The organism is Pseudomonas sp. PvP009 (assembly GCF_017832995.1).
In the GTDB taxonomy this organism is placed as follows: Bacteria; Pseudomonadota; Gammaproteobacteria; order Pseudomonadales; family Pseudomonadaceae; genus Aquipseudomonas; species Aquipseudomonas syringae.
Genome location: NZ_JAFIBG010000001.1, coordinates 2,944,565 through 2,959,302 on the forward strand (window position 1 = coordinate 2,944,565; position 14,738 = coordinate 2,959,302).

10 protein-coding genes are annotated in these 14,738 nt (G+C 59.1%); 8 read left to right on the forward strand and 2 right to left on the reverse strand.

Going from position 1 to position 14,738, the window contains the following annotated elements; translation table 11 throughout:
* Nucleotides 1-8 precede the first annotated feature (8 nt).
* A complete protein-coding gene (locus tag JOE29_RS12460) occupies nucleotides 9-2,141 on the reverse strand; it encodes a fatty acid cis/trans isomerase (protein WP_210080013.1) in 2,133 nt (710 codons plus the stop codon).
* Nucleotides 2,142-2,478: 337 nt separating this feature from the next.
* On the opposite strand from JOE29_RS12460, the gene metH reads away from it, so the two are divergent.
* From metH to JOE29_RS12475, 3 genes are all read left to right on the forward strand, one after another.
* Nucleotides 2,479-6,198: a methionine synthase gene (gene metH / locus JOE29_RS12465; protein ID WP_210079558.1), complete on the forward strand. Its 3,720-nt coding sequence runs from the start codon at nucleotides 2,479-2,481 to the stop codon at nucleotides 6,196-6,198.
* Nucleotides 6,199-6,766: 568 nt separating this feature from the next.
* Nucleotides 6,767-8,425, forward strand: coding sequence for a nitrite/sulfite reductase (locus tag JOE29_RS12470; protein ID WP_003410272.1), 1,659 nt, complete (start codon nucleotides 6,767-6,769; stop codon nucleotides 8,423-8,425).
* Nucleotides 8,409-8,903: a DUF934 domain-containing protein gene (locus tag JOE29_RS12475; RefSeq protein WP_210079559.1), complete on the forward strand. Its 495-nt coding sequence runs from the start codon at nucleotides 8,409-8,411 to the stop codon at nucleotides 8,901-8,903. Before JOE29_RS12470 ends, JOE29_RS12475 begins: the two co-directional genes overlap by 17 nt.
* Nucleotides 8,904-9,064: 161 nt before the next feature.
* On the opposite strand, the gene sohB is transcribed toward JOE29_RS12475, so the two are convergent.
* Nucleotides 9,065-10,087 carry a protease SohB gene (gene sohB, locus JOE29_RS12480; protein ID WP_044312872.1) on the reverse strand — a complete coding sequence of 341 codons (1,023 nt, stop codon included), beginning with the start codon at nucleotides 10,085-10,087 and terminating at the stop codon, nucleotides 9,065-9,067.
* 205 nt (nucleotides 10,088-10,292) lie between these two features.
* On the opposite strand from sohB, the gene JOE29_RS12485 reads away from it, so the two are divergent.
* From JOE29_RS12485 to JOE29_RS12505, 5 genes are all read left to right on the forward strand, one after another.
* Complete coding sequence (locus tag JOE29_RS12485) at nucleotides 10,293-11,003, forward strand: histidine phosphatase family protein (protein ID WP_044312873.1); 711 nt, start codon at nucleotides 10,293-10,295, stop codon at nucleotides 11,001-11,003.
* Nucleotides 11,004-11,058: 55 nt separating this feature from the next.
* The gene (locus JOE29_RS12490) at nucleotides 11,059-11,376 is read left to right on the forward strand and encodes an SCP2 sterol-binding domain-containing protein (protein WP_003348992.1); all 318 of its coding nucleotides are present in this window, start codon (nucleotides 11,059-11,061) and stop codon (nucleotides 11,374-11,376) included.
* A 212-nt stretch (nucleotides 11,377-11,588) separates the two neighbouring features.
* Complete coding sequence (locus tag JOE29_RS12495) at nucleotides 11,589-12,656, forward strand: phosphotransferase family protein (protein ID WP_004404734.1); 1,068 nt, start codon at nucleotides 11,589-11,591, stop codon at nucleotides 12,654-12,656.
* Between the two features lie 27 nt (nucleotides 12,657-12,683).
* On the forward strand, nucleotides 12,684-13,451 hold the full coding sequence (locus tag JOE29_RS12500; RefSeq protein WP_044312875.1) for an SDR family oxidoreductase: 768 nt from the start codon (nucleotides 12,684-12,686) through the stop codon (nucleotides 13,449-13,451).
* Between the two features lie 100 nt (nucleotides 13,452-13,551).
* Nucleotides 13,552-14,700 carry a Gfo/Idh/MocA family oxidoreductase gene (locus tag JOE29_RS12505; RefSeq protein WP_058446083.1) on the forward strand — a complete coding sequence of 383 codons (1,149 nt, stop codon included), beginning with the start codon at nucleotides 13,552-13,554 and terminating at the stop codon, nucleotides 14,698-14,700.
* Nucleotides 14,701-14,738: the final 38 nt, after the last annotated feature.

Genomic DNA, 14,738 nt, shown 5'->3' on the forward strand with positions numbered 1-14,738 from the left:
CCCGTTTTTCAGAGGTTCTCGTAGCGATTCATGTCCAGCACACCCGCTTCGCGCGGTTCAGTTTCCTGAACGTAGCGATTCAGATCGTGGAAGTAGCTCCAGAACAGCGGATGAGTACGACGGATGCCCCAACGCTGGACGATCTGCTCGAAACTCGCCTGATCCGTGCTCTGCTGCATGGCATCGACAAAGGCCGGCACCTGTGCGACCGGAATATTGAAGATGAAATTCGGGTAACTGCTGAGCACGCCCGGGTAAACAGTCAACGTGTCCAGGCCCGGAATATAGCGGTACGACTCGCCCAGCAGAAACGCGACATTACTGTGCGCGCGGTTGCGCAGCATGCTGTAGATCACGCGCTTGCCATTGCTGCCCTCAATCCGCAGCATGCTCGCTTCCGGCAACTGATCGATGACCTTCAGACCCGCCGCAGGACGCGACGTCAATCGGCTCAGCGCCTGTTCTGCCTGAGCGAAGCTGCTGTCGAGGCCAGGCCGCGAGCAATACGCCCCGGTGCAGCGGTTGATCGGGTCAGGTGCAGCATTCAATGTGCCGAAGCGCTCAATCAGCCTGGACGCAAAGTCACGCTGCGCGGCCTTTTCATCGAGCTTGATGCCCGTCGGCGTATCGTCGTCGATCTTCTGGTAATCCAGCCACATCTTGATTTTGCCGCCCTCCTGATAAAGATCACTGAGCATGTCTTCACGCAGGTCGGCAGGCATCAGGCGCAGGAAGTTGATCTCGGCGCCATTGCGGATCAAGTCGAAATACAGTCGCGTCTGGGCCTGATGTGCAACATTGCCATAGACGTCGAAGTTCACCGCCAGCTGGTAATAGGTACGCTCCAGCAACGGGTAATCGAACAGCCACATGGAGTGCGGCACGTCACCAATCAGGCCTTTATTGACCGACGCACTGTCGAAATGGCGGAAAACGGTCAGCAAGGCATTGTCATTGCCTGCCCACAGCGTGCTCCAGCCCGGCGCAGGCATTTTCGCGTAACTGTCGCGGCGCAGGTCTTCATACTCATTGCGTCGGTCGCGGTAGGACAGCCACAGGCTCAGCACGCTGCCCACGTCATCGTTCTGCCCCGGCATGGCCAGCAATGGCGTGGCCTCCCCGCGATACGTCGCATCGGTGATGTAACGATCATGGGACGGGTCCTGAAACAGCACCCAGAACTGATCGCGAATCACGTCTGTGGCGATCTGCCCGCGACAGACCGGCCCGCGAATGAACGTGCGGACGAAATATTCGGCGTTGTCGAGCATGAATTGATAACGCGCCGCTGCCGGGATGGCTTCGAAGGTCAGAAACGGATTGGCACGATGGCCAGGGCCGTAGCCCGGCAATGCGCTGACTTTCCAGTCGGCCCCGTAGAACAGCTGCCTGACCCGCGCCAGCTTCTGCGGGCTCATGGCGTAGGTAATGTGGGTCTTGTGAACGATCACTCCTTGCACGGGGATCAGCCGGTAATAGAAGTCGCTGCCCGGATCGTCGTCGGGACGACGGGTCGCGATCAGGTCCACAGGTTTACCGCTTGGAGTTCGCGAGCGCACCCACTGGAAGAAGTGCCCCGCCTCACCGCCTTCGAAATAGATGTGCGCCAGGAACAGGTGTTCGAACAGCCAGCGACCGACCAGCGCCTGATTCGCCCCAGGTTCGTTGAGCTGCGCCTCCCAGGCATTGATCTGCGCCGCCTCGGTGACACTCGGGGTAATGGCCTGCTGCTCGACCGGCGCACCGGCGGCCAGCCAGCGCCGCAGGGTCTGGTATTCGGCATCGGTCAGGCCGGCGACCGCCAGCGGCATGCCCTGCTGCGCGTGGGCAGCCGCATAAGCAGTGAATTCGCCGGGCAGCGGGCAGACGTTTTCGCGATTGATGCCCAGCGCGATGTCATCCGGAATCTTGCTGTTGGCTGGCAAGGGTGCGCTGCGCCCCAGGTCAAGCATGCGCGTCATCAATGCCGCCTGGCTGCCCTGAGCTTCCAATACTGAGTAGAAACCCTTGCCGCGCCACGCGTCGGTGTCACGCGCATCATAAAACAGGCGCGTCGGCGCAACCGCCTCGCTGCGTTCGCCCTGATAGACCGAGACCTTGCTGGCACCACGGCTGACGCCTTCCCCGCTGCCCAGGTTCAGCTGGCACGGAGCGTCATTGCAGGCGTGGCAGGCAACGCACTTCTCGGTGAGGATCGGCTGGATGTCCTTTACATAGGAAATCGCCGGGGATGCCGGTGTGACGGGGGGTGCAGGAGTCTGGGCCTGGACAGCACAGCAGATAAAAAGCAAGGCGACGCTTGCCAACAAACGGTGCTGCATATGCCATGGGCTCTGATATTAAAATGGCACGATTCTACAAGGGCATCACCCGCTCCAACATGAATGATTTTCATGCAAAAGGCGCAACACCACCAAAACCGTTCCGGTTTGCTATCATCCCGTTCTTTAAAGAATCGACCTTCTCAAGGTAGCCCCCATGTCTGACCGCAGCGCCCGCCATCAAGCCTTTCTCACTGCTCTGAAACAGAGGATCCTGATCCTTGATGGCGGCATGGGCACCATGATCCAGAGCTACAGGCTCGAAGAACAGGATTATCGCGGCAAACGTTTCGCCGACTGGCCAAGCGATGTCAAAGGCAACAACGACCTGTTGATCCTGACCCGCCCTGATGTGATCGGCGCCATTGAGAAGGCTTATCTGGATGCCGGCGCCGACATCCTTGAAACCAACACATTCAACGCCACCCAGGTGTCCCAGGCCGATTACGGCATGGAATCGATCGTCTACGAGCTGAACGTCGAAGGCGCACGCCTGGCGCGCAAGGTCGCAGACGCCAAGACACTGGAAACCCCGGACAAGCCGCGTTTCGTGGCCGGCGTGCTGGGCCCTACCAGCCGCACCTGTTCGCTGTCGCCGGACGTCAACAACCCCGGCTATCGTAATGTGACCTTCGACGAACTGGTCGAGAACTACACCGAAGCGACCAAGGGGCTGATCGAAGGCGGTGCCGACCTGATCCTCATCGAGACCATTTTCGACACCCTCAATGCCAAGGCAGCGATCTTTGCCGTGCAGGGTGTATTCGAAGAAGTGGGCTTCGAGTTGCCGATCATGATCTCCGGGACCATCACCGATGCCTCGGGACGCACCCTGTCCGGCCAGACCACCGAAGCGTTCTGGAACTCGATCAGCCATGCCAGACCGATCTCGGTCGGCCTGAACTGCGCACTGGGCGCCAGCGAGCTGCGCCCTTACCTGCAAGAGCTGGCCAATAAAGCCAACACCCATGTGTCCGCGCACCCTAACGCCGGCTTGCCGAATGCATTTGGCGAATACGACGAACTGCCGAGCCAGACGGCGAAGATCATCGAAGAATTCGCCCAGAGCGGCTTCCTGAACATCGTCGGCGGCTGCTGCGGTACGACACCGGCGCACATCAAGGCGATTGCCGAGGCGGTTTCGGGTTACGCGCCGCGGGAAATTCCGGACATCCCCAAGGCCTGCCGCCTGTCAGGCCTCGAACCATTCACCATCGATCGCCAGTCGCTGTTCGTCAACGTCGGCGAGCGTACCAACATCACCGGCTCCGCCCGCTTTGCCCGCCTGATCCGTGAAGACAATTACACCGAGGCCCTCGAAGTCGCCCTGCAGCAGGTCGAAGCCGGCGCTCAGGTGATCGATATCAACATGGACGAAGGGATGCTCGACTCGAAGAAGGCCATGGTGACCTTCCTCAACCTGATCGCAGGCGAGCCGGACATCTCCCGCGTACCGATCATGATCGACTCTTCGAAATGGGAAGTGATCGAGGCCGGCCTCAAGTGCATCCAGGGCAAGGGCATCGTCAACTCCATCAGCATGAAGGAAGGCGTCGAGCAGTTCATTCATCACGCTCGGCTGTGCAAGCGATACGGCGCGGCCGTGGTGGTCATGGCCTTCGACGAACAGGGTCAGGCCGATACCGAGGCGCGCAAGAAGGAAATCTGCAAGCGCTCCTACGACATTCTGGTCAACGAAGTGGGCTTCCCGCCGGAAGACATCATCTTCGACCCGAACATCTTCGCCATCGCCACCGGCATCGAAGAGCACAACAACTACGCCGTGGACTTCATCAACGCCTGCGCCTACATCCGAGACGAGCTGCCGTATGCGCTGACCTCGGGTGGTGTGTCCAACGTGTCCTTCTCATTCCGCGGCAACAACCCGGTGCGTGAGGCGATCCACTCGGTGTTCCTGCTGCATGCGATCCGCAATGGCCTGAGCATGGGCATCGTCAACGCCGGGCAGCTGGAAATCTACGACCAGATTCCCGCTGAACTGCGTGACTGTGTCGAAGACGTTGTGCTCAACCGCAATCCAGAGGGTACCGATGCGTTGCTGGCGATTGCCGACAAGTTCAAGGGTGATGGCAGCGTCAAGGAAGCCGAAACCGAAGAATGGCGCAGCTGGCCGGTCAATCAGCGTCTGGAACACGCGCTGGTCAAAGGCATCACCACGCACATCGTCCAGGACACCGAAGAGTCGCGTCTTGGGTTCGCGCGGCCTATCGAAGTGATCGAGGGCCCGCTGATGGCGGGCATGAACGTGGTCGGCGACCTGTTTGGCGCAGGCAAGATGTTCCTGCCCCAGGTGGTCAAGTCCGCGCGCGTGATGAAGCAGGCAGTGGCGCACCTGATTCCGTTCATCGAGCTGGAAAAGGGCGACAAGCCCGAAGCCAAGGGCAAGATCCTGATGGCGACGGTCAAGGGCGACGTGCATGACATCGGCAAGAACATCGTCGGCGTGGTACTGGGCTGTAACGGCTACGACATCGTCGATCTGGGCGTGATGGTGCCTGCCGAGAAAATCCTGCAAGTGGCCCGCGACGAGAAATGCGACATCATCGGCCTGTCCGGCCTGATCACGCCGTCCCTGGACGAAATGGTGCATGTTGCACGGGAAATGCAGCGCCAGGACTTCCACCTGCCGCTGATGATCGGCGGCGCGACCACGTCCAAGGCGCATACGGCGGTGAAGATCGAGCCCAAATACAGCAATGACGCAGTGATCTACGTCACCGATGCTTCCCGAGCAGTCGGCGTCGCGACCCAGTTACTGTCTAAAGAGCTGAAGCCGGCCTTCATTGAAAAAACCCGACTCGAATACATCGAAGTGCGTGAACGTACCTCGGCACGCAGCGCGCGCACCGAGCGCCTGAGCTACGGTGCTGCAGTGGCTAAAAAGCCGCAGTTCGACTGGGAAAACTACACCCCTGCCCAACCGACGTTCACTGGCACCCGGGTGCTGCAGGATATCGACCTGAACGTGCTGGCCGAGTACATCGACTGGACGCCGTTCTTCATTTCTTGGGACCTGGCTGGCAAATACCCGCGCATCCTCACCGATGAGGTGGTCGGTGAAGCGGCCACTGCGCTGTACGCCGACGCAACGCAGATGCTGCGCAAGCTGATCGACGAGAAGCTGATCAGCGCTCGCGCGGTATTCGGCTTCTGGCCGGCCAATCAGGTCAATGACGATGATCTGGAAGTCTATGGCGACGACGGCAAGCCGCTGGCCAGGCTGCATCACCTGCGCCAGCAGACCATCAAGCCCGACGGCAAGCCGAACTTCTCGCTGGCCGACTTCGTTGCACCCAAGGACAGTGGCCTGACCGACTACATCGGCGGGTTCATCACCACTGCCGGTATTGGTGCCGAGGAAGTCGCCAAGGCGTATCAGGATAAGGGCGACGACTACAACTCGATCATGGTCAAGGCGCTTGCCGACCGTCTCGCCGAAGCCTGCGCCGAATGGCTGCACCAGCGAGTGCGCAAGGAATACTGGGGTTATGCGAAGGACGAAGCGCTGGACAACGAGGCGCTGATCAAGGAGCAATACATAGGCATCCGCCCGGCGCCTGGCTATCCGGCTTGCCCCGATCACACGGAAAAGGGAACCCTGTTCGCCCTGCTCGATCCGCTGCCGGAGGGCAGCGCCGAACACACCGCAGGCAAGAGCGGTGTGTTCCTGACCGAGCACTACGCGATGTTCCCGGCTGCAGCAGTCAGCGGCTGGTATTTCGCCCATCCTCAGGCGCAGTACTTCGCCGTGGGTAAGGTCGACAAGGATCAGGTCGAAAGCTACACCGCCCGCAAGGGACAGGACCTGAGCGTCACCGAACGCTGGCTGGCTCCGAACCTGGGCTACGACGAGTAACGTCTGACCAGTTATCTGCCGCCTGAGTGATCAGGCGGCAACATCGCTTTCAATGAAAATGGCGATGCTTCGCCAGAAGCCATGTTGAGCTTCGGCAGATCCTTTATCGACCCGTCATCGGCTGCTGGCCCAGAACATCGCGGCACCTACCGCCAGAATGACAATGAATAAAATGGCCCAGGTATCCACGGATCTGCCTGGCTTGGTTACTTTCGGGTGCTTGCTCATCGCATCGCCTCTTGTCGGTCTTGTTGGTGATTGCACATGACTGGAAGTATTCCGACACCTGTCTGGCATCGGTCAACGTTCAGTTAAGTCGAGTCTTGCCCACACGGCAAGCAGGGATATGAACAAGGGTCGTTTTGCTTATCGCTTTTAGTGATTTGCATATATATAAACATCACTTTTATCGATAACTGCAAACTGCTATCGTCGCCTTCGCTCCCCGGGGAGTGCGCGGCCGTGCGCGCAGAATTGACCAGATGAAGCAGGAAACAACGAGCAGCGGGCTTTTTCCAGACTGACGCCACTGCCCTGCTTCATGACGAAGCCTGAGAACAGGACCTATATGTACGTATACGACGATTACGATCAGAAGATCATCGAGGACCGCGTCAAGCAGTTCCGGGATCAGACCCGACGCTACCTGGCCGGGGAACTGAGCGAAGAAGAGTTTCGACCGTTGCGCCTGCAAAACGGTCTTTATGTTCAGCGCTTCGCGCCAATGTTGCGCGTCGCCGTGCCCTACGGTCAGCTGACCTCGCGCCAGGCGCGCATGATGGCGAAAATTGCGCGCGACTACGATAAAGGCTATGCGCACATCAGCACCCGCCAGAACGTACAGTTCAACTGGCCTGCGCTTGAAGATGTCCCTGATATTCTCGCTGAACTGGCAACCGTGCAGATGCACGCTATCCAGACCAGCGGCAACTGCCTGCGCAACGTCACCACCGACCAGTTTGCCGGTGTGGCGGCGGACGAACTGGTAGACCCGCGCCCATGGTGCGAGATCGTCCGTCAATGGACCACGTTCCACCCTGAATTCGCTTACCTGCCGCGCAAGTTCAAGATCGCGATCAATGGCTCGACCAGTGACCGCGCAGCCATCGAAGTGCATGACATCGGCCTCGAGCCATTGCGCAACGAAGCGGGCGAGCTGGGCTTTCGCGTTCTGGTGGGCGGCGGCCTTGGCCGTACACCGGTCGTCGGTGCCTTCATCAATGAGTTCCTGCCGTGGCAGGACCTGCTGAGCTACCTCGACGCCATCCTGCGGGTCTACAACCGCTATGGCCGTCGCGACAACAAGTACAAGGCGCGCATCAAGATTCTGGTCAAGGCACTGACCCCTGAAGTGTTCGCCGCCAAGGTCGACGCTGAAATGGCTCACCTGCGTGGCGGTCAGACCACCCTGACCGAAGCCGAAGTGCAGCGCGTTTCCCGGCACTTCGTCGACCCGCAATACAAGGCACTCAGCGATCAGCACGCCGAACTGGCAGCGCTGGATGCTCAACATCCCGGCTTCGCTCGCTGGCGTCAACGCAATGTGCTGGCGCACAAGAAGCCTGGCTACATTGCCGTGACCCTGTCGCTCAAGCCAACTGGCGTCGCTCCTGGCGATGTGACCGACAAGCAACTGGACGCCATCGCCGACCTGGCCGATCGCTACAGCTTCGGTCAACTGCGCACCTCTCACGAGCAGAACATCATCCTTGCCGATGTCGAGCAGAGTGAGCTGTTCACCCTGTGGAACGAGCTGCGCGACAATGGTTTTGCCACACCGAACATTGGCCTTCTGACCGACATCATCTGCTGCCCGGGCGGTGATTTCTGCTCGCTGGCCAATGCCAAGTCGATCCCGATCGCCGAATCCATCCAGCGTCGTTTCGATGATCTGGACTACCTGTTCGATATCGGCGAGCTGGACCTGAATATCTCCGGCTGCATGAACGCCTGCGGCCACCACCATGTCGGCCATATCGGCGTGCTGGGCGTGGACAAGAAAGGTGAAGAGTTCTATCAGGTCTCGCTTGGCGGCAGCGCCAGCCGTGACGCGAGCCTGGGCAAGATTCTCGGCCCTTCCTTTGCTCAGGAGGCGATGCCTGACGTGATCGAGAAGCTGATCGACGTCTACGTTGAAAAACGGACCGAAGACGAGCGTTTCATCGACACCTACCAACGTATTGGCATTGACCCTTTCAAGGAGCGCGTCTATGCAGCGAATCATTAAGAACAACGAAGTCATCGATGAAACCTGGCATCTATTGCCCAAGGACACGACCTTTGACAGCCTGTCGAACTGCGACGACCTGATCGTTCCGCTGGCGCTGTGGCGCGAACACGCGCATGCGCTCAAGGCACGCGATGGCGGTCTGGGTGTGTGGCTGGACAGCGATCAAGAGGCCGAGGAAATCGGCGATGATGTCGACCATTTTCAGGTCATCGCTTTGAATTTTCCGGCCTTCACAGATGGTCGCAGCTTCTCGAATGCGCGCCTGTTGCGTGATCGTTATGGTTACAAGGGTGAGCTGCGTGCCATTGGTGACGTGTTGCGCGATCAGTTGTTCTATATGCGCCGCTGTGGCTTCGATGCGTTTGCAGTGCGTGCCGACAAGGACCCTTACGAGGCGCTGGAAGGTCTTAAGGACTTCTCGGTCACCTATCAGGCTGCGACCGACGAGCCGCTGCCGCTTTTCCGCCGCCGCTGATTCAGGCCCCTTTGGATTTGGCTGAAGGCACGGCTCGAGAAATGATGACTATTGTTCCCATGCTCCGCGTGGGAATGCAGTTCGTGACGCTCCGCGTCACACAGCGGTTCTGGGATGTCAGGTTGATTGGCGTTCGGCTCAAGTCAGCTTTTCACTCACATCTACCAGAACCGCTGCTGGGTCAAACGTCCCCACCACTTGGTGGCCAGTTGATCCGCTGAGGTCGCTGCCGCCATGCCCATGCGCTCTTGCAGGCTCTTGCGTTGCACGTAGTGCAGGTGGAACACGTCTGCATCCTTGGCCCGCTCAGCCAGGTACTCGTCACTGGTCTTGAGTTCATCGACCAGCAGTTTGTCGACCGCTGCCATGCCGAGCCATACCTCGCCGGTCGCCACTTCGTCGATGGACAATTGCGGGCGGTAGCTGGCAACGAAGTTCTTGAACAGGTCGTGGGTGATGTCCAGGTCCTGCTGGAATTTCTCGCGGCCCTTTTCGGTGTTTTCGCCAAACACGGTCAGGGTGCGCTTGTATTCACCTGCGGTCAGCACTTCGAAATCGATGTCGTGCTTTTTCAGCAAGCGATTGACGTTGGGCAGCTGTGCCACCACGCCAATGGACCCGAGGATGGCGAACGGTGCGCTGATGATCTTGTTGCCGATGCACGCCATCATATAGCCGCCGCTCGCAGCGACCTTGTCGATGCATACGGTCAGCGGGATGCCCGCCTGACGGATGCGCGCCAGTTGCGAGGAAGCCAAGCCGTAGCTGTGGACCATACCGCCGCCGCTTTCCAGGCGCAGCACCACTTCATCCCTGTCGGTGGCCAGGGTCAGCAGCGCGGTGATTTCATGACGCATGCTTTCAGTGGCCGAGGCCTTGATGTCACCGTCGAAATCCAGCACGTAGACACGGGCCTTGGGCTCGCCCTGCTTTTTCTCTTTTTTCAGCGCCTTGCCTTGCTCCTTGCGCAGCGTCTTCAGGCGCTCTTTATCCAGCAATGACTGCTCAAGGCGTTCGCGCAGGCCTTTATAGAAGTCATTGAGCCGGGTGACCTGCAATTGCCCGGACGACTTGCGTCGGCCCTTGCCGCGCATGGACGCAATGGCAACCAGCACCACAATGATGGCGATCACCAGCGTCACGGTCTTGGCCAGAAAACTTGCGTAATCGACAACGAAATCCACGAATATCCCTCATTAGTGTCAGGCCCTTACCAATCAAGGGCTGTGATGAATGCAGCATACCGACGCCCTGTGCGGCGCACCAGCCAATGACCCGTTACAAACCATTAAAACGATGATTTCAAACGAGCGTATGTTTTTTCATTGACAGTCCCCCGGCATCCCTCATAACCTCGGAGGACCTTCGGCGTACCGAGAAGAAACGGACGTGGGCAGCATCTACCTGATACGACATGGCCAGGCCTCATTTGGTGCAGAGAATTACGACGTTCTGTCGCCCATGGGGATTCGTCAGTCTCAAGTGCTGGGCGCCTACCTTGCCGAGCTGGGCCTGAGCTTCGATCGCTGTGTGTCCGGCGAGCTCATGCGCCAGAAAGACACAGCCCAGCATGTGCTGGGCCAGTACACCGAGGCAGGCCTCGATACGCCTGATGTGCAACTGGACAGCGCGTTCGATGAATTCGATGCCGAAGGTGTGATCAGGGCGTTGATACCGGCGATGCTCGAAGAGGAACCACAAGCGCTGGATATTCTGCGCGATGCCGCCGCAAATCCTGCAGGGTTCCAGCGCCTGTTCAACCTGATTACCAGGCGCTGGCTGAGTGGCAACCACGACACACCGGGGCTGCAAAGCTGGCAGGCATTTGTGACGCGCGTTGAAGCAGGCCTGAAGCGGATTCTCCAGGCTGCCGGCCCGCATGAGCGTATCGCGGTATTCACCTCCGGCGGCACCATTACCGCCCTGCTGCATCTTATTACCGGAATGCCTGCATCAAAGGCGCTGGAGCTTCACTGGCACATCGTCAACACGTCGTTGCACCAGCTTAAATTCAAAGGCAACGACGTGACCCTGGCTTCCTTCAACGGTTACACACATTTGCAACTGCTGAAGGCGCCGGAGCTCATCACCTATCGCTGAGCCCGGCCAATCGCGTCCTGTCGGACGCTGGCACTCACTCTAAAAGGATCACCCCATGACCTCAGTAGCAGACGCTGTACAGACCATGAAAAACAAGTTCAACCCAGCTGCTGCTGCCGGTCTGGACCTGGTCTTCGGCTTCAACATCACCGACGAAGACAAGCATTACGCCCTGATCGTCAAGGACAGCACCTGCGAACTGCAGGAAGGCGAAAACCCGGACGCCAACGTGACCCTGGTCATGGACAGCCAGACCCTCAAGGGCATCGTCAGCGGCGAGACCGACGGCATGCAGGCGTTCATGGGTGGCAAGCTGCGTGCCGAAGGCGACATGATGCTGGCCATGAAGCTCAGCGAACTGTTCCCGGTATAAACCTGCCGCGCAGCAGACTGTACCACCTGAAAACCGAAGCCCTGCCGGCTTCGGTTTTTTATGCGCGCACCTTTCTGTAAAAAAGCAATCAGAGCCACTGATTGCCCGGCAACACGCTAGCCTATAAAGCGGTCATATGCTTGATCGTGGATTAGACGATCATTAGATTAGTAAATAGTTTGCGCTGACCAAAATAAACACAAGGGATACGTATGGCACTGACTGACCAGTCCACCGAGATTCGCAACGGCGAAGAACTGGACGCCTCCCTGATCGATGCGTACCTGAAGGCGCACGTGCCGGACCTTCACGGCACACCGACGATCAGTCAGTTTCCGGGCGGCGCATCGAACCTGACCTATCTGCTTCAGTACCCTGAGCGGGAACTGGTACTGCGTCGTCCACCTTTCGGACACAAGGCGCGCTCAGCCCATGACATGGGTCGCGAATACCGCATTCTCAATCAGCTCAAGGAAGCCTTTCCCTACTGTCCCGAGGCGTATCTGCACTGCACGGACGAGTCACTGATCGGCTCGGAGTTCTACGTCATGCAGCGCGTCAAGGGGATCATCCTGCGCTCTGACCTGCCGTCGGAACTGGCGCTGGATGCAACACAGACCGAACAGCTGTGCAAAAACTTTATCGACAAGATGGTGGACTTGCATCGCGTCGATTATCAGGCCTGTGGCCTGGGTGACCTCGGCAAGCCGCAAGGCTATGTACAACGGCAGATTTCCGGCTGGTCCGAACGCTATGAAAAAGCACTGACCCCGGACGCTCCAGCGTGGGAGCAGGTCAAGCGCTGGCTGGTAGACAAAATGCCTGCCGACTCGCCCACCTCGAGCATCGTGCACAACGACTACCGTTTCGACAATGTGATCCTCGACCCGGCCAACCCGATGCAGATCATCGGCGTGCTGGACTGGGAGTTGACTACGCTCGGCGATCCGCTCATGGACCTGGGCAACACCCTCGCCTACTGGGTACAGGCCGACGATCCAGCCCCGGTTCAATTGATGCGCCGCCAGCCGAGCAATGCGCCAGGGATGCTGACCCGTCAGGCATTTGTCGACTATTACGCCGAGCGCGCTGGCGTGCGCATAGACAATTTCGATTTCTACTACACCTATGGCCTGTTCCGTCTGGCCGGTATCGTGCAACAGATCTACTACCGGTTTTTTCACGGCCAGACTCAGGACAAACGCTTTGCCCAATTCATTCACATGAACAGGTTGCTGGAGCAGATGAGCCTGAGCGTGATCGAAAAATCCAGCCTCTGACCGCCAGCGCCAAGACAAGGAAATGACATGTCCAGAACCCAGCTCTTCGACCTTGATGGCAAGGTTGCATTCGTTTCAGGTGCCAGCCGAGGAATCGGTGAAGCCATTGCTCGGCTGCTGGCCCAGCAAGGCGCGCACGTTATCGTCTCAAGTCGCAGGCTCGAGGGTTGCCAGGCGGTGGCGGACGCCATCGTCAGCGAGGGTGGCAAGGCAACAGCCATTGCCTGCCACATCGGTGAGCTGGAACAGATAAGCAGTGCATTCGCGCAGATTCGCCAACAGTTCGGGCGCCTGGATGTGTTGGTCAACAACGCCGCCACCAACCCGCAGTTCTGCAACGTGCTGGACACCGATCCCGGCGCCTTTCAGAAGACCATCGACGTCAACATTCGCGGCTACTTTTTCATGTCCGTCGAAGCCGGCAAGCTGATGCGCGAAAACGGCGGCGGCAGCATCATCAACGTGGCGTCCATCAACGCGATATCGCCGGGCGCCTATCAAGGCGTCTATTCAATGACCAAGGCAGCCGTGGTCAACATGACCAAGGTGTTTGCCAAGGAGTGCGCTGAGTTCGGCATCCGTTGCAACGCCCTGCTTCCCGGTTTGACTGACACCAAGTTCGCATCGGCACTGGTCAAGAACGACGCGATCCTCAACATGGCGCTGTCGCAAATCCCACTGAAACGCGTTGCCGCTCCGAGCGAGATGGCCGGCGCGGTGCTTTACCTTGCCAGTGAGGCCTCCAGCTATACCACCGGTGTGGCGCTGAACGTCGACGGCGGCTTCTTATCCTGAAGGCTCACGCGACTGGCAAAAAGAAATTGAATTAATTTTCCACTATTAAAATATATGGAATATATTTTCCGCATAACAACAATCCTTTCTGGAGAATGTCATGCGGGAATCCCTTTCCACATCACCTGCGCAATTGGGTATCGGACTGATCGGCACCGGCTTCATGGGCCGCGCCCATGCGTTGGCGTTCGGCAACGCCAACGCCGCGCTTGATCTGCCTGCACGTATACGGCTCTCCGCGCTGGCGGACGCCGACAGTGCGCGCGCCGAGCAATGCGCAAGCGCCTGGGGGTTCGACCGCAGCCACGCTGACTGGCAGCAGTTGATCGATGATCCGTACGTGCAGATCGTGGCGATTACCACCCCCAATCACCTGCACTTTCCCATGGCCATGGCCGCCATCGCTGCAGGCAAGGCCGTGTATTGCGAAAAGCCGCTGGCCGTGAGCCTCGCCCAGGCCGATGAAATGCGCCGTAGCGCCAAGGCTGCGGGGGTCGTCACCCAGGTCGGCTACAACTACCAGCACAACCCGATGATCGGCCTTGCCAGAGAAATGATCGAAGCCGGCGAGCTGGGCGAGATCGTCAGCTTTCAGGGCGAGTTCAGCGAGGATTTCATGGGTAATCCGGCGTCACCTTGGTCATGGCGCTGTGAAGCGGCGCATGCGGGCGGTGCGCTGGCCGATCTGGGCAGCCATTTGCTGGCGATGGCTCGTCATTTGCTGGGCGACGTCGAAGCAGTCTGCGCCGACTCCAGCACCGTACACCGTGAACGCCCGGCGAGCCTCGGCAGCCAGCAGATGCGCGCCATTGCAGTGGACGACCAGACCCACGCGCTACTGCGCTTTGCCAACGGTGCGCGCGGAACCTTCAGCAGCAGTTGGCTCAAACACGGCTACAAAAACCACCTGAGTTTCGAGATCAGCGGCACCAAGGGCACGCTGGCGTTCGATCAGGAGCGGCTTAACGAGCTGCGCCTCTATCGTACAGGCGCAGCCGGGCGCGATGGTTTTCAGCGTCTGCTGGCAGGCCCTGCACAACCGGGTTACGCCGCATTCTGCCCGGCTCCCGGCCACCAGTTGGGCTACAACGAGCTCAAGGCGCTCGAAGTACAAGCGCTCATCCAGGCCGTATGCGGTCAGCGCAGCCGTGGCCCGGACTTCGAGGAAGCGTGGCAAATCGAGCGCCTGGCGACGGCCATTCGCGTGGCCGCTGCCGAGCAACGCTGGGTCGCGCTCACCGACATCTGACTTCCTGCAAACGTTGTACAAGGGGTAGAATGCGCCAC